Annotated in this window: 23 protein-coding genes; 8 read left to right on the top strand and 15 right to left on the bottom strand. The window is 68.8% G+C overall.

What is annotated here, in order from left to right; all coding sequences use genetic code 11:
- The 7 genes from ACL00U_RS17075 to ACL00U_RS17045 all read left to right on the top strand — a co-directional run bounded on the left by ACL00U_RS17075 (position 1) and on the right by ACL00U_RS17045 (position 5,180).
- Positions 1-1,089 carry a C40 family peptidase gene (locus ACL00U_RS17075; protein ID WP_214585425.1) on the top strand — a complete coding sequence of 363 codons (1,089 nt, stop codon included), beginning with the start codon at positions 1-3 and terminating at the stop codon, positions 1,087-1,089.
- A gap of 41 nt (positions 1,090-1,130) precedes the next feature.
- Entirely contained in the window at positions 1,131-1,433 is a 303-nt protein-coding gene (locus tag ACL00U_RS17070; protein ID WP_259581508.1) for a hypothetical protein, read from the top strand.
- Positions 1,430-2,176, top strand: a complete 747-nt coding sequence (locus tag ACL00U_RS17065) for a hypothetical protein (protein ID WP_214585421.1) — start codon at positions 1,430-1,432, stop codon at positions 2,174-2,176. The genes ACL00U_RS17070 and ACL00U_RS17065 overlap by 4 nt, the downstream gene beginning before the upstream one ends.
- An 11-nt stretch (positions 2,177-2,187) precedes the next feature.
- Positions 2,188-2,394 carry a hypothetical protein gene (locus tag ACL00U_RS17060; protein WP_259581504.1) on the top strand — a complete coding sequence of 69 codons (207 nt, stop codon included), beginning with the start codon at positions 2,188-2,190 and terminating at the stop codon, positions 2,392-2,394.
- The gene (locus ACL00U_RS17055) at positions 2,391-3,134 is read left to right on the top strand and encodes an HNH endonuclease family protein (protein ID WP_259581503.1); all 744 of its coding nucleotides are present in this window, start codon (positions 2,391-2,393) and stop codon (positions 3,132-3,134) included. The genes ACL00U_RS17060 and ACL00U_RS17055 overlap by 4 nt, the downstream gene beginning before the upstream one ends.
- Entirely contained in the window at positions 3,134-4,720 is a 1,587-nt protein-coding gene (locus tag ACL00U_RS17050; RefSeq protein WP_259581501.1) for a type IV secretory system conjugative DNA transfer family protein, read from the top strand. The genes ACL00U_RS17055 and ACL00U_RS17050 overlap by 1 nt, the downstream gene beginning before the upstream one ends.
- 85 nt (positions 4,721-4,805) lie before the next feature.
- The gene (locus tag ACL00U_RS17045) at positions 4,806-5,180 is read left to right on the top strand and encodes a DUF4913 domain-containing protein (protein ID WP_412874082.1); all 375 of its coding nucleotides are present in this window, start codon (positions 4,806-4,808) and stop codon (positions 5,178-5,180) included.
- A 62-nt stretch (positions 5,181-5,242) separates the two neighbouring features.
- Here ACL00U_RS17045 and ACL00U_RS17040 read toward each other — a convergent pair whose 3' ends face one another.
- The 3 genes from ACL00U_RS17040 to mobF all read right to left on the bottom strand — a co-directional run bounded on the left by ACL00U_RS17040 (position 5,243) and on the right by mobF (position 11,011).
- The gene (locus ACL00U_RS17040; protein WP_214585413.1) at positions 5,243-6,139 is read right to left on the bottom strand and encodes a type II CAAX prenyl endopeptidase Rce1 family protein; all 897 of its coding nucleotides are present in this window, start codon (positions 6,137-6,139) and stop codon (positions 5,243-5,245) included.
- A gap of 108 nt (positions 6,140-6,247) precedes the next feature.
- Positions 6,248-6,694, bottom strand: coding sequence for a hypothetical protein (locus ACL00U_RS17035; RefSeq protein ID WP_214585411.1), 447 nt, complete (start codon positions 6,692-6,694; stop codon positions 6,248-6,250).
- A 6-nt stretch (positions 6,695-6,700) separates the two neighbouring features.
- Positions 6,701-11,011 (bottom strand): MobF family relaxase, encoded by a 4,311-nt coding sequence (gene mobF / locus ACL00U_RS17030; protein WP_259581496.1) that lies wholly within the window; start codon positions 11,009-11,011, stop codon positions 6,701-6,703.
- A 437-nt stretch (positions 11,012-11,448) separates the two neighbouring features.
- On the opposite strand from mobF, the gene ACL00U_RS17025 reads away from it, so the two are divergent.
- On the top strand, positions 11,449-11,889 hold the full coding sequence (locus tag ACL00U_RS17025; RefSeq protein ID WP_262140233.1) for a hypothetical protein: 441 nt from the start codon (positions 11,449-11,451) through the stop codon (positions 11,887-11,889).
- Positions 11,890-11,965: 76 nt separating this feature from the next.
- On the opposite strand, the gene ACL00U_RS17020 is transcribed toward ACL00U_RS17025, so the two are convergent.
- The 12 genes from ACL00U_RS17020 to ACL00U_RS16965 all read right to left on the bottom strand — a co-directional run bounded on the left by ACL00U_RS17020 (position 11,966) and on the right by ACL00U_RS16965 (position 19,261).
- A complete protein-coding gene (locus ACL00U_RS17020; protein ID WP_214585405.1) occupies positions 11,966-12,256 on the bottom strand; it encodes a DUF4190 domain-containing protein in 291 nt (96 codons plus the stop codon).
- A 57-nt stretch (positions 12,257-12,313) separates the two neighbouring features.
- Positions 12,314-12,814 carry a hypothetical protein gene (locus ACL00U_RS17015; RefSeq protein WP_214585403.1) on the bottom strand — a complete coding sequence of 167 codons (501 nt, stop codon included), beginning with the start codon at positions 12,812-12,814 and terminating at the stop codon, positions 12,314-12,316.
- Positions 12,811-13,500 (bottom strand): Fic/DOC family protein, encoded by a 690-nt coding sequence (locus ACL00U_RS17010; RefSeq protein ID WP_259581492.1) that lies wholly within the window; start codon positions 13,498-13,500, stop codon positions 12,811-12,813. Before ACL00U_RS17010 ends, ACL00U_RS17015 begins: the two co-directional genes overlap by 4 nt.
- A 22-nt stretch (positions 13,501-13,522) precedes the next feature.
- On the bottom strand, positions 13,523-13,729 hold the full coding sequence (locus tag ACL00U_RS17005; protein WP_214585399.1) for an antitoxin VbhA family protein: 207 nt from the start codon (positions 13,727-13,729) through the stop codon (positions 13,523-13,525).
- Between the two features lie 69 nt (positions 13,730-13,798).
- Positions 13,799-13,987, bottom strand: coding sequence for a hypothetical protein (locus tag ACL00U_RS17000; protein ID WP_262118666.1), 189 nt, complete (start codon positions 13,985-13,987; stop codon positions 13,799-13,801).
- Between the two features lie 67 nt (positions 13,988-14,054).
- On the bottom strand, positions 14,055-14,405 hold the full coding sequence (locus ACL00U_RS16995) for a hypothetical protein (RefSeq protein WP_214585397.1): 351 nt from the start codon (positions 14,403-14,405) through the stop codon (positions 14,055-14,057).
- A 17-nt stretch (positions 14,406-14,422) separates the two neighbouring features.
- Positions 14,423-14,872 carry a hypothetical protein gene (locus ACL00U_RS16990; protein WP_214585395.1) on the bottom strand — a complete coding sequence of 150 codons (450 nt, stop codon included), beginning with the start codon at positions 14,870-14,872 and terminating at the stop codon, positions 14,423-14,425.
- Between the two features lie 5 nt (positions 14,873-14,877).
- A complete protein-coding gene (locus tag ACL00U_RS16985) occupies positions 14,878-15,126 on the bottom strand; it encodes a glutaredoxin domain-containing protein (RefSeq protein ID WP_259581486.1) in 249 nt (82 codons plus the stop codon).
- 355 nt (positions 15,127-15,481) lie between these two features.
- Positions 15,482-15,922, bottom strand: a complete 441-nt coding sequence (locus ACL00U_RS16980) for a hypothetical protein (RefSeq protein ID WP_214585391.1) — start codon at positions 15,920-15,922, stop codon at positions 15,482-15,484.
- 113 nt (positions 15,923-16,035) lie between these two features.
- Entirely contained in the window at positions 16,036-16,587 is a 552-nt protein-coding gene (locus ACL00U_RS16975) for an LPD29 domain-containing protein (protein WP_214585390.1), read from the bottom strand.
- 87 nt (positions 16,588-16,674) lie between these two features.
- A complete protein-coding gene (locus ACL00U_RS16970) occupies positions 16,675-17,085 on the bottom strand; it encodes a hypothetical protein (protein WP_214585389.1) in 411 nt (136 codons plus the stop codon).
- A 709-nt stretch (positions 17,086-17,794) separates the two neighbouring features.
- Complete coding sequence (locus tag ACL00U_RS16965) at positions 17,795-19,261, bottom strand: ParB/RepB/Spo0J family partition protein (RefSeq protein ID WP_214585385.1); 1,467 nt, start codon at positions 19,259-19,261, stop codon at positions 17,795-17,797.
- Positions 19,262-19,364: the final 103 nt, after the last annotated feature.

Below are 19,364 nucleotides of genomic sequence, written 5' to 3'. Positions count from 1 at the left end.
ATGGGGAAGGGTGGAATGCTCGCGATCGCGGCGCTGGCGCCCGTGATCGGCATCGTCGTGATCGTGGTGGTGCTGTTCACGATCATCACCGGCGCCGGGGACGACGACCAGGCAGCTGCCGCCACATGCGGTGCCGCCGGCACCGTGTCCGGCACGGCCGTGTCCGTGCAGAAGGGCACCCTGCCGGCGAAGGTCGGCCCGTACTCCGGCGACCAGGTGAAGAACGCCGCGGCGATCGTCTCGATTGGCAAGGAGCGGGGCCTGACCCGGCACGCGCAGCAGACCGCGCTGATGGCCGCGATGACGGAGTCCACCCTCAACAACCTCTCCGGCGGCGACCGCGACTCCGCCGGCCTGTTCCAGATGCGGCCCTCCCAGGGGTGGGGCACCCTCGCGCAGGTCACGGACATCGACTACGCGATCAACCTGTTCTACGAGCGCCTGGTGAAGGTGCCCGGCTGGGACACCATGGACCCGGGCGAGGCCGCACAGTCGGTCGAGGGGTCCGCGTTCCCTGATGCGTATGCGACGAAGTCGGCGTATGCGGTCGAGATGTTGAATGCCCTCTCCGGCGTCACGGTCTCAACCGTCTCGCAGACCAACGAGGGTCCCACTTGCACCGCCGGCGCGGGTGCCGCGGCCGGTGGCGGCGCCGGCGGGACGAAGAACGTGCTCGCCGAGGGTGAGCAGCCCGCGACGGGGCCGCATGCGGCGAAGATCAACCAGGTCATCGGGTTCGCGAAAGAGCAGCTGGGCGAGGCGTACGTCCTCGGCGGTGCCGGCCCGAACGTGTGGGACTGCTCCGGGCTGACGAAGGTCGCGTACGCGCAGATCGGCGTCAACATCGACGCCGGCCACTCCGCCACGACTCAGTGGCGCAACGGGGTCGCTCGAGGGCAGATGCACCCTCTCAGCGAAGCGCAGCCCGGGGACCTCATCTTCTGGGGCGGCAACGACGCCTGGCACGTGGGGATCAGCCTCGGCGGCGACATGATGATCGCCGCTCCGAAGGCCGGCGACGTCGTGAAGATCCAGAAGGTGTGGGGCACCCCCAACGACCAGGTCTGGCGCCCCGTCGACGGCCTCTAGCCCAAGCACCACCGAAGAACCGATCCGCGAAGGAGCACACCATGAGCACCGGATACCTGCACCAGAACCCGCCCCGGTCACCGTGGCCCCGACGCCTGCTGATCCTCGGCCGGAACACCGCCGTTGGATTCGCAGCCGGCGTCCCCATGTGGGTCGTCGGCCTGCTGTTCGCCGCATCGGTCGGCCGCGCCTTCCTCGGCGCGCACGCGGCTGCTGGCGCGTGGCAGGCCGCGTGGACACCGTCCGGGTTCCTCTACGCCGGCGCACTCGTCGCCAGCGTCGCAGCACTCCTCACGGCCGTGGTCTGGCACGTCATCGATCAGCGGGACGGAGCCCGATCGTGAATACCGTGCAGGCTCGCGTCGACGCGGCCGCCGTGACGTTCGAGGACCTCGGCTCGCTCGAGGCAGGGACGTCCGTGCTGTGGAACGGCCTCACCACGGAGCACGAGGCGACATGGTCCCCGACGCGCAACGAAGTGCCGGCGGACTACTGCGTGTTCGCCGACGACGCGGATCCCGCGCTGGTGCAGGTCATGCACTACGGCCCGCGGGGGATGCTCGCCGAGGATCCCTTCCCCGTCGCCGTAGCGCGGCCGACGGTGGCGGGAATCGTCGACGCGATCGCCGACCGTGGTGCACCGGTGTGCCGGTTCGCCACCGGGATGGAACTCAGCAACGACGGCTGGGACGTCGTCCCCTGCGTGTCGGTCTGGACAGGACCCGTCACCGATGCAGCCGACATTCCCGCGGTCGGGATGAGCCCGGACCTCCACGGTGGCCGCGTGCGGTTCCGCGGCCTGCTGTCACACCGGGTCAACGCCGTCGAGGAGGCCGGGGCCGACCCGTGGGAGCGGCTGCAGCTGCAGCAGCTGCCCGGGGCGGGCGAATGGGTGCTGCAGTCGGGAGCGCACGGTAGCGAGCTCGTCCACGAACACACCCACGACGCGCACACGCTCGAGGACGTGCTGCTCTGGGCACAGGGCTGGCTCCACATCGCGCACGACGTCACCGGCCCGGTGACGCCGACCAGCTTCACGGTCAGCGCCGTCGAGCCCGGCGGTCCGCTGACGGTGAGGATCTGGTGACGATGGCAGGGATGAGCCGCACCATGTCCGGTGTCGCGGAGACCGTGCGCGACGTCGTCGACACGTACAAGGAAGCCCGCCGGGACCGGGACGCGACGATCGTGGCCGCCGTGGAGGTCCTGGGGCAGAAGGGCGCCGCGGAAGCATCGGGCCTGTCCCGACGTCGAGTGCGGCAGATCCTCGCCGAAGCAGCCGCCCGGGAAGGAGACCCCCAGTGAGACGCCGCACGCAGTCGCAGCTCCTCACCGCGGCCGCCCTCGTCGCGGCCGCGGGCATCGCCGCGATCGTCGCGCCCTACATGCACCCGGAGCTCGCTGCGAGTGGGATCGTTCCGCCGTCGACGGCTGGACCATTCACCTCGAGCACGGTGGCCACGACGCCGGCAGCCGAGGCGCTGCGCGATCTCCGCGCCCTCCCGGTCTCCGACGCGTACGTGCCGGCCCGGTACGACCGGGACGCGTTCGGGCCAGCGTGGGCCGACACCGACCACAACGGCTGCGACACCCGCAACGACGTCCTCCGCCGGGACCTCACGGCCGTCGTGGTGAAGCCGGGCACCAACGGGTGCGTCGTGCTCTCCGGGACGCTCCACGACCCGTACACGGGCCGCACGATCGCCTTCCACCGCGGGCCGACGTCGAGCCTGGCTGTTCAGGTCGACCATCGATTCCCGTTGTCGCTTGCGTGGCGGCACGGGGCCGCGTCGTGGACGCCCGAGCAGCGGGAAGCGTTCGCGAACGACCAGGCGACGAACCTCGTGGCCGTCGACGGGCCCGCGAACGAAGAGAAGTCCGACTCCGGGCCCGCGGAGTGGATGCCGGCGAACACGGGCGACGCCTGCAACTACGCGGCGTCGTTCGTGACCGTGGCCACGAAGTGGCACCTGTCGATCGCCACCGACGACAAGCACGCACTCGACCGGACCCTCACCGGATGCACGAGCAAAGGGAACAACTGATGAAGACGACGACACCGGACCCGTTCCAGACGGCGCTCGAGCAGTTCCAGTGGCCGTGGTGGGGTACTGCGCTGATCATCGCGGTGGTCGTTCTGGCGATCGCGGCCGCGGTGTGGATGGTCATCCGGAAGGCCGGTAGCGGTGCGATGGATCACCTGCAGTCGAAGATGCTGCACCGCAACGACATTCGCGCGGCGAAGTACCCGGCCAGGCGGAAGGAAGCGGTGCGGCTGCACCCGAACGCGGTGGGCCTCGCGCCCGGGCAGCAGGTCGGCACGCTCGTGCACGGTGGGCCGATCTTCCAGGGATGGCGTGACACGTGCATGGCGTTGATGGGTCCAGGACGGGGCAAGACCAGCGGTCAGGTGATCCCGAAGATGGTCAATGCACCCGGGGCGGCGATGTTCACCTCCCGTCGCATCGATGGGGTCCGGGAGATCATCGCGGGCCGGCCGACGAGCACCGCGTGGGTGTTCGACCCGCAGCGGATCTACCGGAAAGACACCCGCCCGGACTTCGTGTTCAACCCGCTGATGGGAATCCGCACCCGCGACGACGCGGACGAGCTCGCGGAGATCTTCGAGACCGCGACGAAGCCCAAGGGCGCGAAGACGGATGCGCAGTTCGACCCGCAGGGCAAGAGCCTGCTCGCGTTCGCGCTCCTCGCGGCCGCGCGGACGAACAAGACACTCGCTGACGTGCACGGCTGGTTGAACACCGAGACCGGCGGCGGCGAGATCCTCGACATTCTTGAACGGTCCGGGGACCCGTCGGCGGCGATGGCCATGAAGGGCATGGAGGAGCAGTACGACCGCACCCGAAAGAGCGTCTACGCCACCGCACAGCGCATGGCAAGTGCGCTGAGCAACGACCAGGCGATGGCGTGGACGAACACGTCCGGGATCCGCCGGTTCGACCCGGAGACGTTCGTCCGCAGCAAGGACACGCTGATCCTGCTGTCGAAGAAGGGCACCGCCGCGTCGTCGGCGTTCCTGACCGCGCTCGTGCGGGCGGTGTGCAAGGCCGCGGAGCAGCTCGCCGAGGACAACGGTGGCCGGTTGGAGACTCCGTTCGTGGTGGAGCTCGACGAGTGCGCGAACGTGGTGAAGTGGCCGGAACTGCCGGACCTGTACTCGTACTACGGCGGCTACGGCATCGCGCTGTCGTCGTACTTCCAGTCCTGGGCGCAGGGCGTGAAGGAGTTCGGCGCCGAAACGATGAACGCGATGTGGAACGCCGCCGGGATCCGCATCTACGGCGGCGGCGAGAGTGCGCAGGGCGACTTCCTCCGACGCCTCTCCGACAGCGTCGGCACGTTCAAGGAAGTCATCAAGTCCTACTCCGCCGGCAGCAACAACCGGTCGACGTCGACGAGCACCCAGGTCCGGCCGATCATGACCGCCGGCGACCTGGAAGGACTGCCATTCTGGCGGGCGATCGTCAGTGTTCCGGGCGCCCGGCCGGTGCTGGTGAAGACCACCCCGTGGTTCCGGGACAAGAAGCTCAAGGAGCGCATCGGCGACGTGAAGCCGGCTGCGCGCGATGTGGAAGAGACCGAGGAGATCCGCGATGTCCAGCCCGTTTGATACCTGGCCTGACCTGTCCCAGCCCTCCGACGCGGACGCGCCGCCTCCCGAGGACGGGGCGCCGCCGCCAGACGACAGTGCGCCGGTGGACCGCACTGCGGAGACCGAGGGCTTCGTCCGCTGGGTTGGGGAGCAGCTGGCGAAGATGGAGGGGTTCGGTGTGGAAAAGCGCGGCGAGATCCCGTGGTGTCCGCGCTGGTGGGAGCACCCCGAGGTCGTGCAGCGGCTCTACGTGTCCTGGCTTGCTCACGGGAAGGCGGTGGAGCTCGCACGCGACGGCGACGGGCAGGCGCTGTCGCAGTGGTGGATTCATCACTGGGACCACCACGCAGCCCGCATCTTCGACCGCGCACGAGGACCGTTGCGCTTCTGCACCCCGAAGGAGCACCACGGCGATGGCACGCCCAAGCAAACGCCGTTCCTCACCGTGGCCACTCCTCAGGCCGGTTGGACGCTGTAGCAGCGTCAACTACGAACGGCCCGGCACTCTTCGGGGTGCCGGGCCGTTCGTAGTTGACGCACTTACTCCGCGGCGGGTGACCGCGGCGGTGCCGGTGCGGTCGGAGCGGGTGAGCGTTTGATCACGACGGCGAGGACCGCGATCGCACCGAACGCTGCGGCGTACATGCGGAGGTCGACGGCAGGCCAGTCCGTATGCACCGAGAGGAACGATGTGAGGTCCCAGAGCGCGTGACCAGCAACGAGGCCCCAGATCGCTCCCGAACGACGGTAGAGGTAGACGGCGATCGCCGGCCAGATCGCGATCGCGATCGCACCCCACCCGTAGTACAGGTGAAACGGCACACGGACCGCGATCGCGACCAGGTAGACGACCCACCAGGAGTAGCCCGTCCTGCGAAGCCCAACCACAATCAGACCCAGGAGAGCGAGCTCTTCCGCCGGCCCTGGGAGAGCGCTGTCGATCGTGGCCAGCGTGAACGCTGACCCGGGAGACACGGCCGGCCACGGGTAGTCGTGTTGGGGCAGCTGCAGCACTGTAGAGAGCAGACCGACAACGGTGAACGCGATCGCCATCACGAGGATGTAGACCGGGACGGTTGCCAGGCCGTGTGAGAACGGGACGGGGCGCCGGGGGCGCTTCCAGACGAACATCGCCCACCCGGCAAGGCCGGCCACGAGAAGCTGGGAGCCAATGTCGAAGGCCTGCCCGGACAAGCTCGATGGATCGTTGGTCAGCGGCGGCGGGTTGGGTACCCAGCCGAACAGTGTGGCGATCGCAGCGCCAGTCCCGACTCCCCATCCGAGCAGGAAGAGGAGAACGATCGCGATCCACACGGCAATGCGGAGACCAGTCCGGTTCTTGTCTGCAGGGACCGGGTCAACGCCGACTGCGTCGAGGCGCGGCGCGAACAGCGCATCCAGCGGCGCACGCCATCGTGGCGGGTGGGTGGTGGTCATCGGCGCTCCCTCGCGTGTTCATGGACGAGCAGGTTTGGTGTGAGCTCGCGCCAACCACATCGGGACAACGACTGGATGAAGGGGGCGCGCCCACTGCCGGCGTGACGCTCAGCCCGAACGGTGCACGAAAAGAGGTTGGAACCGCGGGTCGCCGTCGCTTCGGCGATGCAAACGCCAGCCGCAGGCGGTCCAAAATTGGTCCGCCTGCTCAGAGAATGCGGCGAGGACTGTTCGGGGGTAATGCTCTGCAAGAAGCTCCACGGCAGCGCGTCCGAGGCCTTCACGGCGCCGCGGCGCCCGCACCTCGAAGAACGTCAATCGCGCCACGTCAACTGGGGTGTCGAGGTCTACATACTCGCCCAGGACCGCGTCGTCCGGGTCGACCTCAGCGCGAGCCACCTCGACGCCGTCTGCGATGAACGTGAAGGTGTCATATCGGCTCTCACCGACCGGACTGCGGTGCATGTTCCACCACCGGTCGGTGTAGCCGTCGAGAGTGAGGTCGAACGGGCTGCGGTAATCGTGCGTTTGGAACACCTGGTGGAGTTCGAGCATGCTGATCTACCGTTCTCGTTCGTCGCCGCCGCGCTCGAGATCACGGATGCGCTGCTGCTCCCGTTCGCGGTGCTGCTGCTCACGCATCTGCTGCTCCCGGTGCTGCTGTTCCGCTGCCGGCGACGGCTGCTGCTGGGTGGGGGCGTCCTGCTCGCGTGCCGCCGATGCGGGCGCGGCCGTGCCGTCGGCGTGACGGGTGTACTGCTCGGGCGGCTGGTTCGTCGCGTCGCGTTCCCATGCCGGCGTGACGCCGTCCGCGGCAGTCGGGGGCAGGTTCGTGGCGTCGCGTTCCCACTTCGGCATGTTCGTCGGGTCGCCAGTGTGGCGGGCGGCGGCGCGGTCTGCCTGCTGGCGGTCGCGGTCGGTCTGCTTCTGGGCCTGCTCACGATCCCGGTCGGCCTTGCGCTGGGCGTCGCGGGCGGCGTACTCGGCTTCACGTTCCGCCTTCCGCTGGGCGTCCTGCTGCTGCCGGCGGCGCTCGTCGTTCGCGCGCTGCAGGGTGCGGCCGAGCTCGTTCGCGACGGTCTGGCCGGCGCGGCCGGCGTGGCGGCCGACGTGGTCGAGGGTGTCGTCGATGGGGTCGCTCATGATGCTTCCTTCCGAGGTGATGCGGCGTGCTGCGGTCGTGGCTTCCTGGATCTGAGTCTGCGCGCGGTCGAGGATCGCCTGCCGTGCGGTGCCGGCGATCTCCTGCGCGTGCTGCTGGTAGTGCTCTCGCGTCGACGGTTCCACTTCCGGCGCCGTCGACAGCGCGGCCGCCTTGTGGAGCGCGGTCACGCGTTCCTGCAGGTGGTCGGCGACGGGGTTCCCGCGAAGCTTCTCCGGGACGGCCTGCGGTTCGGACGGGTCGATGCGGTACTTGGTGCGGAGGACGTCGACCTCGGCCGCGGTGCGGTGCCAGTCGAACATCCGCCACGGCTCCGACGGGAGCCGTCCGAGGTCCTGTGTCCATGCCGGCTGCTCGAGGGCGAGGGCAGCACCGCGCTCCTTCAACCGGGCACCGATGTAGTGGTGCCGCTCGGCGAGGTGGTCGCGCCACTCGGCGGGGATGAGTTCGTCCTGGTGGCGGCGGCCATCCGCGATCCAAGCCGGCACCCCGTCGACGGCGGGTCGGTCGACAACGCGGACGATGGGCTGGTCGATGCCCTCGAGGGCCTTCTCGATGCGCCAGTGCAGCACTGCCGGGACGTCGTCTGCGGTAGCGAGTTCGCGCTGCCCGTAGGCGTCGCGGAGGGTCTTGATGGGGTCGTGGCCGTAATCCTCTGCGTGGCGGAGTGACGCGGCGAGGGCACCCCACGATTCCTGCCCCTCGAGGGACGTCGCGAGCTCGCGGCCAAGGGCGCGTTCGACGATGGCGCCGGCGCGGAGCTCGTCGGCGCGTTCGGCGACGTAGGCGTGCTCGTCGATGAGGGTCACGACGTCGTCGACGCGGTCCTGTTCGACGCGGATGGTCTCGTGGGCGGAGAGCAGCCGCTCGGAGCGGGCGGCGATCTGCTCGAGGGCGTCGGGGACGGTTTCGGCGTCCTCGAGCACCAGATACAGCTCGTTGCGGTCCTTTCCGCGGGACAGGGCCGTGTAGGCGTCCTCACGGCTCATGCCGGCGGTGCCGAGCACATGGGTGCGTTCGGTGGTGAGGCCCTGGGAGCGGCTGATGGTGCGGGCGTAGCCGAGCTCGACATGCTGAGCGACGTAGCCGGCGGGCAGGACCACCGGTGCCCCGTGCTGCTTGTGTGCCACCGTCAGGGAGCCGTCGTCGCCGACGGCGGTGACGTGCCAGAGGTCGCCGTTCTTGACGCGGTCGCGGCCGTTCTGGATCCGAAGGGTTGACTCGTTGCGGCGGGTGGCGACGAGGTCGCCGACGTGTGCGGAGAGGCCGTCGCGGAGGTCCACGGACCGGGTTGTGTCGACGTCGCCGCCGGTCATCCGGAACGCCTGTGCGCGGGCATTGAGCTCGGCGACGGTGTCCGCGGTGGGGGCGAGCATGAGTGAGTCGACGCCGGCAGTGGTGTCGTGCTGCCAGTCGCGGAACACCAGGTCCGTCATCTTCTCGGCGGACCCGCCGACGATGTGGCCGTGTTCCTGGTACCAGGCGAACGGGTCCCCGGGGCGCAGCGGATCACGGAGCCGCAGCGACGCGTCCGCTTCCGCGGCGTCGCGGAATCGGTGCACGTGCTCGAGGCGCACCGATCCCACTTCGCGGTCGATCAGGCGGAGCGCGCCGCCAGCTTCGACGGCGGAGAGCTGCCGGTCGTCGCCGATGAGGCGGACGTGTGCGCCGTGTTCCTGCGCAAGTTCCAGCACGTCGCGGAGGCGACGGGTGCCGGCCATGCCGGCTTCGTCGACGACGATCACGTCTCCTGGGTGGAGGGCGTACTTCTCGGATACTTCGTCCTGCTGGTGTGCGACGAGGAAGCCGTGAATCGTGGTCGCGTCGATCCCGACAGCGTCGGAGAGCACCGACGCTGCTGGCGCTGAGGGGGCGAGCCCGATCATGCGGACACCGCCGGCGTCGAGGGCGTCTGCGGCGAGGCGCAGCGCAGTGGTCTTCCCCGCCCCGGCGGGACCGATACCGGCAACGAGTTCCATGTCGGACGTGGCGAACGCGCGCGCAAGGTCGCGCTGCCCGGCATCGAGGGGACCGTCGTGGGCGGCTGCGACGCGCTCGAACACGTCGACGTCGATGGGTCGCATGGTGCGGGTTCGGGCTGCGTCGAGGAGGCCGTCCTCGGCGGCGAGGATCGCACGCGAGGTGTACAGGGTCCTGCCCTTGTGCTCCAGGTGCGTGTCACCGGCAGCACCCCTGGTGAGCGGCTGGAAGCCTGCGTGCGGGGACGGCGGGGTCAGCGACACAGATTCGCGGAGCGCCTCGGCGACGATGCGCTCGACGAGCGGTTCCGCGATCGCGCGGTCGCGGACGCGTTCGGACACCCAGTGCCGAGCCTGGCTGCGGACGACGTTCGCACCCCACACGGCGTTGCGTTCCTCAACCTCACGGAGCACCCGGCGGGTCGCGTCCTGCACGTCGATCGGTGCGCGTTCGACGGCACTGGCCTGTTTCGCGATGGCCTGCGCGTCGGCGACGATCGACGCGACACGGGCCGGGTCAACGCGGGCCTGCGCTGCTTCACGGATGGCTTGCGGGGACCGGACGTGGTCCTTCTGCGGACGGGACTCCAACGTCGCCTGCTGCGCGAGCTTGATGCGCGTCGTGTCATCCGGGGCTCGGCCGTGATCGCGCCGGTACTCCGCGACGAGCCGGTCCGTGCTCTGTCGGATCTGCTGGGACCGGGAGGAGAACATGTCGATCTCGTCCGGATTCACCCCCGTGATCTCCATCACGGAACGCTTCCCCGGGGAGGGTTCCCGGGCAACGCTGGTGACGCCAAGTCGTTCGCACACCTCGGACACGACAGTCGCGTTGTAGAACTCCGAACCGGCAACGATCTCCCGGTGCATCAGCTTCGAGTCGACGGTGCGCCACTTCCCGTCGGACCCCTTCGCCTTGTTCGCGATGACCATGTGGTCGTGCAGTTGCGGGTCACCGTTTCGCGAGTCGAAGTGCCGGAACACCGTTGCCGTGATACCGCCCTGCACCTCGAGCTGCGCGACACCGTTCGTGCCGGCGCGGGTCGCGAGTGCGTGCTGCTCCAGGTACGCGATCGTGTCGCGGACGGCGGTGTCCTGCGCCGCTTCAATAGCCTTCCGTGTGTTCTCGTCACCGAGCGCCCAGAGCACGGAGACGCTCTTCGGTGGGGAGCAGACCAGGTCAAACCCGGCGACAGCCTGCTGCGTCGGGCGGGAGGCGGCGGTGATGAACTTCCCGAGCTCTTCCTTGTCCGACGCCTCACGACCCTTCGCCTCACGGAACGCCTGCGCGCCCTCGCGGGAGCGGATCAGACGCCGCTCCTCCGTGTTCGGCTCGTACCCGTTGACCCGCTCGAACGCGTCGTATCCGGCCTGGATGCGGCCCTGCAGCGAGTTCTCGTCTGCCTTGTACGCGTAGTAGGACCGGCCGAGTTTCGCGGCTTCCTGCGCCTGCTTCCCGGTCTTCCCCTCCGCGATCGCGTCGGCGATGATGCGGTCCGCGTCGGGGTGCAGCCCCTCACCGAAGAGGGCCTTCATCTGCTCCTCGGAGACCGTCCCCGACACCCCAAGAAGCTCCGCGCCGCCACCCATCCACCGTCCGGGAGGGTTCCCCTCAGCGGTGTAGTAGTCGCCGAGCTCGCGGTCATGGTCGCGGCGCGCATCCCCGGTGGCGACCTCGGACGTGTAGTACGTGTACCCGTCCCCGGCGGACAGGACATGCATGGTCATCATGCGCCGTCACCGCCTCGCAGCGGGCCGTTCAGGCCGCACTCCACCCAGCCGCGGGGCGGGCTGGTGACGGTGCGCATACGGCGAGTCTAGCCTCATTCATTTGTAATGCCAGAGGTGTGACGCGTTGATGACTGGAGATCGGAGCGAGGAACGAGCGCAGATCGGAAGGAGGGATGCGTGGCCGGGAGGATCGGAGGCGGTGGAGCGAAGCGGAACCGGCGGAGTGACGAGCGCGGTAGACAGGTGGAGACCGGGAGCGGCGGCCAGCGACGAGGAACGAGGAGCGTCGGGCCGTCAGCATCCGGGTCGATAACTGTCACCGTCCGCGCCGCCGGCGCGCGGTAGGCTGGGCGACGACAGGAGCGCCGCATGCACCGCCGGCAGGGCGGTGCCGCCCGGATCGGACGGGTGGTGGCCGTTAGGGATTGGGGAATCGCATGGCTCAGGTTCGGACGTCAGGGAAGCAGGCTGCTGCGCGCAAGGCCGCACGCGAGCGGGCCGTGGAACGCGCGGCGGAGTTCCGCCGCCGGCAGGAACAGCTCGAAGAGCTCGCCGCCGAATACTTCGTGGCTGCGGACGCCGTCGATGGGATCAATGAGGATGCCGAGGCGCGCATCCAGAAGATCCGCGACGAGGCCGCCGCCGCGGTCGCTGACGCGGAAGAGCGCGCGCGGGCGATCATCGGTCGGATGCTCGACACAAAGGTCACCCGCGACGAGGTCGCCGAACGCCTCGGGGTCCCCGTCCGGGACGTGAAGCGCGCCAAGACCAAGGCGGCCACCGCGCCCGAGTCGCGCAGCGACGACGTCACGGGCGAGGCGCAGCCCGGAGGCGGCGACAGTCCGGTTGAGACCGGCGCCGAGTCGTACGCGGCGTAACCGACAGACGCGAAGCAAACGAACGACAAAGCCCCCGACCACACGTGGTCGGGGGCTTTGTCGTGTGCTGTGGCCGTTAGATTCGGCTGGTCGCCCACCACCACACGCAGAGGGCGATGAAGCCACCCCAGAACGTCAGGCACGACCAGCCGAGCACGATGCCCGCGGTGGCACGGCCGGGTACGTCCGTGCCACGGGCGAGCCCGACGATACCGAACACGATCGCCAGGACCGGGATGGGGATGATGAGGCCGAACAGGATCGACTGGATGCCGAGGAAGACGCTCCAGCGGGACAAAGTGGTCCCTCGGCGTCGCAGGTAGGTCGGCTGCTGCGGCGCCCTCTGGGACGGTGCGTAGTTGGTCATGATCGGTGTCCCCTCTTCGGTTGCGGTGACGCTACTGCCGGCGACCGACAGCGCCGCTCACCACAACGTCGGTGTGGTGGCCGCGATCCCCGTCTTGCACGCACGCACCGCGGCGCCGTCCCACCCGTGGTCGCGGAACGCCTCACGCAGCTCACGCGAGAGGCGGACCCGCTCCGAGCGGGGAAAGCTGACCGTGCGGAGCGCCGTCGATGCGTTTCGGTGACGGCCACGCTGCACCCGCTCGAGCATGTTCCCCCGATGCGTTCCTGGTGCCAGGTGGGACACCGACAGGTCGGCGTCGACGTGGACGCACAGCGGCACGTCACACGCATGCAGCAGCAGCGTCGACGGGGTCAGCGCCGTCCCGGTCAGGTGTTCGTAGAGCCACCGCTGCGGACGCATGGCCCGCTGTCCCCCGTCGGGCTGCGGCACCCAGAATCGGCCGTACCCGTCGTCGCCAACCGCGCCCGTCCAGATCCAACAGTCCGACGGCGCCGGCCCCTGCACGACGTGGGACCAGAACCGTTCCGCGGCGCTGACTGGGGTGCGACCACTCATCGATCGAAGTCGAGTTCTCGGTCGTCGTGCTCACGCGGTCGTCGGTGGATCGCGAGTCGATCGAAGCGGGCGGTCCGTTCGTCATTGCCACGCTCGAGAGGGACGGCGATCCGGTCGAACATGCTCCGCAGTGGGGTGAGGTCGCCCTGTTCAGACGCGGTGCGGGACGCGTGGTCGTTCTCCCGGCCGGCCACGTCACGCCAGTCAAGGGTGTAACCGGCGTCGCGGCTGATGCGATCCCAGAACAGGCGGCCGGTCCGCCCATTTCCCTCACGGGCCGGGTGGATGTAGTTGAACTGGTCGTAGTGGTACGCCAGGCGGTCCACGAACCGGTCCCGGCTCAGGCCGCGGAGCATGTTGTCGGCGCGGAGCTCTCCGGCGGCGAACCCTGCTGCGCGCTCGATCTGAAACTGCGGAAGGAACAGCTCGGCGCCGTCGACGTTCTTGCGCATGTCGATCGTCCGGATCTCTCCCGCCCAGTCGTAGACGTCCTGGAACAGTGCCCGGTGGATGCCGCGGAGCTCGTCCAGGTCACCGGTCGGAGCCAGCGGCCGGTCGATCAGCTCGATTGCGCGGACAGCGGTGAGGTCGGCCTCAGCGCGGTCGAGTTCGGCCTGCGTTCGAGCTCCGACAAGGTTGCGGAGGATGCCGGTATCCGGGTCGATGTATGGGTCGTGTGCGTTCACACCGACTCCTATGCGGCGACGCTCAGCGCAGCCCGTAGCGAGCACGGACGCGACGCACGAGCTCGGAGGAGCTGATCGACCCGGCGACGTAATCCTCAGCATCCGCACGAGACTCCGGCGTGACCGTCAGCCCTTCCATCTCGCCACTGTGCACCGCGATCTCCACACGGCGGCGACGCTCGTCGACGTCAGCCTTGCCGGTGGTGCGGTGCGTGGTGCTGATGCTCATCAGGACTCCCCTGCTCGTGGACGATTCTATCAACCGCAGCTGTCTCGTAGCGGGTTACGGGTGCTGGCTTCAGTCTCTTCGCCCACGCCGGTCACGCGGTCCGCGAAGATCGGACCACCCAACAGCTGCGAGCAACAGCACGGTCAACACCTGGACGAACACCACCGTCACGACCCACGCGCCCGGATCACCGAACGGTCCCCGCACGATGGTGTTGACGGTCACGAGCGTCATCGCGATGGCGAGTGCGATGAGCACACCACCTCGGACGAGAGAGCGTCTTCGGTCGCGATCACTCATCACAGGACACGTTCTCGTGCGTCGATCACTTGGCTCTCTGCCGGTTGCTCGGGCCCTGGGCGAGGAGGAGCAGGGAGGCCGCGATCAGGACGAATGACACAGTCGTGCCGGTGCTGTTGTAGATCGGGGTGAACTCCCGGGCAACCACCGGGATGCCGTTGATGATCCCGACGAGCAAGCCGAGGACACCGCCGATCGGCTGCGCGATACTCGCGCGCCGGCGTCGGGTGCCGTCGTCGCTGGCCTCGTCCTTCCCTTGGCCGCGGAGACGGAGGACCACGAGTGCCAGGAGGCAGACGATCAAGCCGATGCTGACCGCGAGAAGGATCCAGGTCAGCGCTGTCGCCCACGTCGCGAACGGTTCCCAGGTGATCATGGTTCCAGTCTCGGTCATCATGCGCGGGCGCCGGCGTACTGGGGGAACATGCGGTCCATCGTCGCTTCGTGGCGGGCGGCGCGGTCGTGTTCGCCGCGGGCGCGGGAGATCTCCGCGAACGTTTCGCGCGAGGCCGCGGGCTCGGCCGGGGCGGGTCGGCGGCACATCTCGGCGTAGTACCGGTCGGCGTCGTGTTCGGCCTGCTCGAGGCGGGCCCGCAGTTCGAGGACCTCGGCCTTGAGCTCCGGGGCGGCCATCTGGAACCCGACCATGTAGCCGGCCTCCCAGACCTGCCGCTGCTCGTCGGTGAGTTCCCACTCGCGGACGTGCTCGGTCGGGTCGGCGGTCGCGGCGTCGATCGCGCGGAACGCTGCGACGGTGTCGCCGGCGTAGAGCTCGTCGACGGCGGCGCGGGTCTCGGGCTGGATGACGTCGGGGCGGGTGGTGGTCGGACGTTCGAGGGTCATCGTCATCACGCGGCCGTGCTCGAGGCGAGTGCGCCGATCTTGTCGGGGCGGAACCCGCTCCAGGAGCCGGTCTCCGTGTCGGTGACGACGATGGGAGCGTTCATGCCGAGGGTGATCTTCCACTCCTCGATCTGCGCCTGGTCGACGTCGTCGAGGATCGCCTCGGTGTACTCGATGCCGGCGGAGTCGAGTACACGCTCGGTGGCGAGGCACATGCCGCAGAAACCAGACTTAGTGTAAACCGTGATGCTCATCGAAATCACCTTCCGAAAGATTGTGATGCGGTGGGGGCCCCTCCCCCGTTGCATGCTTCTATTCTATGACGCGCGGGCCTCTATGGGTAGCCTTTTCCGCACATTCTTTGACCATTTTTCTGCCGGTCGGCACACCTGCTGTCAACCTATGCGCCTGCATTGTTTGGCACCAGGGCATGACGTTTACGAACGTACGGCTTGGGCATCGAGAACAGCGGGAGGGCTGGGAATCCCCAGGAGCTTTAAGCCGGTAATGCAACCACCGAAAGCCGTTAGGAATAGTGGGCCGCGCATTCTCTCACTGTGTCGTCCCGGCGCTTTTCACCATGTCGAAGACCACCACCGCCGCGGCGGGTCAGCTCGTGGCGGGGTGCGGGGTGCTGGTCGCGGTGGTGGCCACGGTGACGTCGTCGTGGTCGCACTCCCAGAACACGGAGCGGATCTCGTCGGCGATCGCGTCGGGCAGCTGCTCGTTCGTCCAAGCCGTCGACGGGAACGACACGGTGACGGTAACCGTGGTCATGGGGTCGGTGGAGGACGGGCCGTGCCCTGCCCCGCCCCACTCGTACTGCCAGGCAAACCCGACTTGGCCGGTGGGTCCGCCGCCGTGAACGTCGAAAGCGGCGCGGTGTTCGTCGTCGGTGTGGTTCGGGCGGCGGGTGCAGCGCCATTCGAGGCCACCGACGTCGTACGTCGTCGCGGCACACTCGGCACCGGTCGGGTCGAGGTCCGCGGCAGGGGCTACCGGGTCGATCTGCTCGCCAATGGCGGTCGGGCGTTCGTAGGTGATGTGCATGAGGCGCGATCCTCTCTAGGCTCCGGGGATGGGTGTGCCCGCCCTGGTCTGTGGGCACCCCCGTGGGTAAGGGGGCCGCGTCGCCGTCGCTATCGGCGGCGCGGCCCGTCCGGCTACGCGTGTGCCGGGGTGGGGGTGAGGTCGGTGTGCTGCAGCAGGAACCGGACCGCGGACCAGGCAGAGAGTTGCGGCCGGTCCCAGGCGTGGTGTCCGTCGTTGAACTCGCAGCCCTGCCCGCCTGTGATGTCGCGACCCTCGACGAGGACGCCGGCGTCGTCGCAGACGATCAGGTGCGGCATGTTGCTGCGTTCGCGGATGATCCGCTGGGCTGCGAGGTGCCCTGCCGGAGTGAAGTCGCGTGCAGTGTTGATGCCGTCGCAGCCGTACTGCACTTCGGTCGGCATCTCCCCCGGCTTCCCGGCAACCAGGGTGGTGCCGTGGTCCGTGTAGGTGTCGGTCATGCCGTCGAACGAACGGCCCTCGAACTGACGGCACACGTCGTCGACCTGCACGGTGGTGGGGCCGTCCTCGTGGTGGACGTTGATCCACGCCGACGCGGTCCCGGTGGAACAGCGGACCGAGAACTTCACGCCCGGGAACCGGGTTCGGAGCTCCTTGCGGAGCAGGGCGGCCACCTGCTTGGTGGGGACAATGGTGGTAGTCATAGCGGATCGGTTCCTTCCGAGGGATCGTGCGTGGGAGAGCTGAGGGGGCGGCCGGGACCAACTTCGATTTGGTCCGGCCGCTTTCCGTTACTTGCGGGGGTCGAGCGTGGTTCCGGTGAGGTGCAGGTGGTCGACCTCGCGGATCAATTCCGCGTACGCAGCCTGCGCATCGTCAGATCGTTCCGGCTGGTTGGCGAGGTCGTGCCACGTCTGAGTCAGGTGCTGAATGTGGTCGTCCTGCTCGAGCGAGACGGGCACCCCATCGGTGGTGACCATGCCCGCATCGCGTCCGTGGTCCTCGTCGTCGGTGCGGACGAAGGTGTCGACGAAGGTTGTGAAGTCCGGCCCGCTGATTGCCACCGTGTGGGTCAGGACATAGCCCATACGGACACGGCTTCGAAGGTCCGTGTCTCGCTCACCGATCTTGTTCAACTGGTGGGGAATGTGGTCCTCGTCCACGACCGGGACAATGGTGGTGAGCGTGTCGATGTGCTGCATTGGGCTTTCCTCTCCCTCTCGTTTTTTGCCGTGAAGGCGACTTGTCGCCGCTAGGACGGGAGGGTGTAGTGCAACCCGAAGGGCGGAGGGGGAGAGAATTTCGGCGCGAAATAAGGGAGCGAAGCGACCGCGTGCCGAAAATCTCGGAGGATCCGGCGGCTTGCCGCTTGCGCGGAACCCGGACGGACGTACGCTGCCGAAGGCTTCACGGCAAAGAAACGGGCCGCAGGCCCAGCAGTGCCGGCGAAGCCGGTTCCACCCGGAGCGAAGCGACTCCCGGCCCCCGGCCGGAAGCTCTGGGATACTCGTGGCATGACCGAGCACGCAGGACACACCTCCCCGCGGCCGCGCCGGCGCCCCTTCCGAGCCGCGCAGCGGTTCCTGGATTCGAATCGATCCGCTGCTCGACTTCATTGGGGCTGCCGCCGCCTTGGTGCTGGTCATCAACGTGATGATCCGGGCGCTCAGCGGCGAGCCCATCGGGATGCTTTAGCTCTCCCCCTGGCCCGCCGGAGGCGGTGACAGCCGCGAGCTCCGTCGAGCGGCTCCGGGTTGGGAGGGGCGAAGCCCTTGCCGCCGTGCCCGGAGGGTGCGGCGCAGCCCACGGACAATCAGACGGCCCGATGGGACATTCTCGAGGCCGGATGGGACACTAACCGGTGCCGGGTGGGCGTGAGGGCCGCTGGCTGCGACCCTCACGCCGGTTCATCTACTCGGCAGGCGTGGCCTCGCCATCCTCCGGCTCTGCGTCGGGCTGGATGCCTGCGGCGATCTTCTCGACCTGGCTGAGCGGGTAGCCCCACACGGCCAACTGGTTGAGGTAGCCGCGGGAATCGGCGTTCGGGGTGCGCCACCACTCACGGTTCGCCGTGTTCTCGAACCCGGCGAACACCACCGCGAGGGACATGTGCAGCCCCTTCGCGGGGTGCTGCTCGACCCACTGGGAGAGCGTGTCGCCGTCCCATCCGCTCGACTCGATACCGAGCAGACTGCGGGCGCTCACCATGCCGGAGGCGTACCGGGTGCTGGCGTGGCGCGTGAGCGCGATCGCCAGGAACCGGGCGGCGTCCTTCGGCGCGTTCTTGCGCTGCAGGAGCGTCGCGATCCACTCGCGGCGCACGTCATCGGCGGCGTCCCACGCCTTGTTGTTGGCGACCAGCAGCCGACGTGCGGCCTTTCGTTCCTCGGCCTCGGCGGCGCGGTCTTCCTCGGTCGGCTCCGCCTCCGGCGTCCCGCCGACCGGAATGGTCGCGCGGAACGACTGGTAGCGGGCGTGGTGGGCGTCCGGGGTCGTGCACACCTGCACCGGCTCCGGCGTCCCCCACTGGCTCACCGTCCACGCGGCACCCGCGCACTCGGTGTGGGTGTCGGGGTCGAGGCCGTGGCGCTCGGTGTAGTCGGTCACGTCATCGGCGGCGTCGGTGAGGCGGTCCAACGACTCGTAGTCGTCGTCCTCCCCCACCAACCGCTTACCCGCGGCCACGAGGTCTGCGCGCACCTGCACGCGGGCCTCCCGACGCTCGGCCTCCTGGCGGAGCCGGGCAGCGGTGTGGGTCAGTTCGTCATCGTCGTACCCCTCCGCAATGCACTCGGTCAGTTCGGTGACCGCGTCGGGGTCACCGTCGAACTCGGCCAGCAGCAGCGCCTGTGTGAACGTCGCCTGACCACTGGAGACGGCAGCGGACGCCGTGTCCGACTTCGCCACCGTGAGGGTCTGCTTCACGGTGTCCCGCTTCGTGCCTGTCTCGCGGGCGATCGCGGTGACCGACAGGCCCTCGATTTCCAACTGGCGGTACGCGGCGAGCCGGTCACCGTCCGACAGGGCGGTGCGGCGCTCGTTCGCGACCAACTGCTCCGCGATCCGCTGAGCGGGGGTGTCGTCACGAGCCGTGACGAACACCGGCACCTCGCGGCCCGTCTCACGGGCGGCGAGGACGCGCATCTGCCCGTCGCGGACCACCACGGCCCCGTCAGCGTTCCGGTAGCCGATGGTCGGCAGGAGCACCCCGTGGCGCTTCACGGACGCCAGGAACGCCGGGTCGAGGTCAGCCGCGGTGCGGACGTTGTCCTCGATCACCACGTCCGCGGCGGGCACGTGCACCAGGTTGACGCCGCTCGCGTCGGGCTGGGGCTGGTCGGTCAGGTGGGTGACGGTGATGTTCTCGGTCATGGTCATGTCGTTTGCTACGCTTTCCGGTAGTGACCGGGTGCGGGTCCTGGCAATTACGAGTTGTCAGGAATTCCGCACCCGGTCTGTTTTGTGGGTGGGACTGCTAGGT

Source organism: Curtobacterium poinsettiae (genome assembly GCF_047226435.1).
GTDB classification, from domain to species: Bacteria; Actinomycetota; Actinomycetes; order Actinomycetales; family Microbacteriaceae; genus Curtobacterium; species Curtobacterium poinsettiae.
This window is presented reverse-complemented; position numbering and strand designations above follow the sequence as displayed.

What these genes read in the sequence shown, in the direction of transcription:
- ACL00U_RS17075 (WP_214585425.1), top strand. Translation starts at nt 1, where the DNA reads ATGGGGAAGGGTGGAATGCTCGCGATCGCGGCGCTGGCGCCCGTGATC.
- ACL00U_RS17070 (WP_259581508.1), top strand. Translation starts at nt 1,131, where the DNA reads ATGAGCACCGGATACCTGCACCAGAACCCGCCCCGGTCACCGTGGCCC.
- ACL00U_RS17060 (WP_259581504.1), top strand. Translation starts at nt 2,188, where the DNA reads ATGAGCCGCACCATGTCCGGTGTCGCGGAGACCGTGCGCGACGTCGTC.
- ACL00U_RS17050 (WP_259581501.1), top strand. Translation starts at nt 3,134, where the DNA reads ATGAAGACGACGACACCGGACCCGTTCCAGACGGCGCTCGAGCAGTTC.
- ACL00U_RS17040 (WP_214585413.1), bottom strand. Translation starts at nt 6,139, where the DNA reads ATGACCACCACCCACCCGCCACGATGGCGTGCGCCGCTGGATGCGCTG.
- ACL00U_RS17035 (WP_214585411.1), bottom strand. Translation starts at nt 6,694, where the DNA reads ATGCTCGAACTCCACCAGGTGTTCCAAACGCACGATTACCGCAGCCCG.
- mobF (WP_259581496.1), bottom strand. Translation starts at nt 11,011, where the DNA reads ATGATGACCATGCATGTCCTGTCCGCCGGGGACGGGTACACGTACTAC.
- ACL00U_RS17025 (WP_262140233.1), top strand. Translation starts at nt 11,449, where the DNA reads ATGGCTCAGGTTCGGACGTCAGGGAAGCAGGCTGCTGCGCGCAAGGCC.
- ACL00U_RS17020 (WP_214585405.1), bottom strand. Translation starts at nt 12,256, where the DNA reads ATGACCAACTACGCACCGTCCCAGAGGGCGCCGCAGCAGCCGACCTAC.
- ACL00U_RS17015 (WP_214585403.1), bottom strand. Translation starts at nt 12,814, where the DNA reads ATGAGTGGTCGCACCCCAGTCAGCGCCGCGGAACGGTTCTGGTCCCAC.
- ACL00U_RS17005 (WP_214585399.1), bottom strand. Translation starts at nt 13,729, where the DNA reads ATGAGCATCAGCACCACGCACCGCACCACCGGCAAGGCTGACGTCGAC.
- ACL00U_RS16995 (WP_214585397.1), bottom strand. Translation starts at nt 14,405, where the DNA reads ATGATCACCTGGGAACCGTTCGCGACGTGGGCGACAGCGCTGACCTGG.
- ACL00U_RS16990 (WP_214585395.1), bottom strand. Translation starts at nt 14,872, where the DNA reads ATGACCCTCGAACGTCCGACCACCACCCGCCCCGACGTCATCCAGCCC.
- ACL00U_RS16985 (WP_259581486.1), bottom strand. Translation starts at nt 15,126, where the DNA reads ATGAGCATCACGGTTTACACTAAGTCTGGTTTCTGCGGCATGTGCCTC.
- ACL00U_RS16980 (WP_214585391.1), bottom strand. Translation starts at nt 15,922, where the DNA reads ATGCACATCACCTACGAACGCCCGACCGCCATTGGCGAGCAGATCGAC.
- ACL00U_RS16975 (WP_214585390.1), bottom strand. Translation starts at nt 16,587, where the DNA reads ATGACTACCACCATTGTCCCCACCAAGCAGGTGGCCGCCCTGCTCCGC.
- ACL00U_RS16970 (WP_214585389.1), bottom strand. Translation starts at nt 17,085, where the DNA reads ATGCAGCACATCGACACGCTCACCACCATTGTCCCGGTCGTGGACGAG.
- ACL00U_RS16965 (WP_214585385.1), bottom strand. Translation starts at nt 19,261, where the DNA reads ATGACCATGACCGAGAACATCACCGTCACCCACCTGACCGACCAGCCC.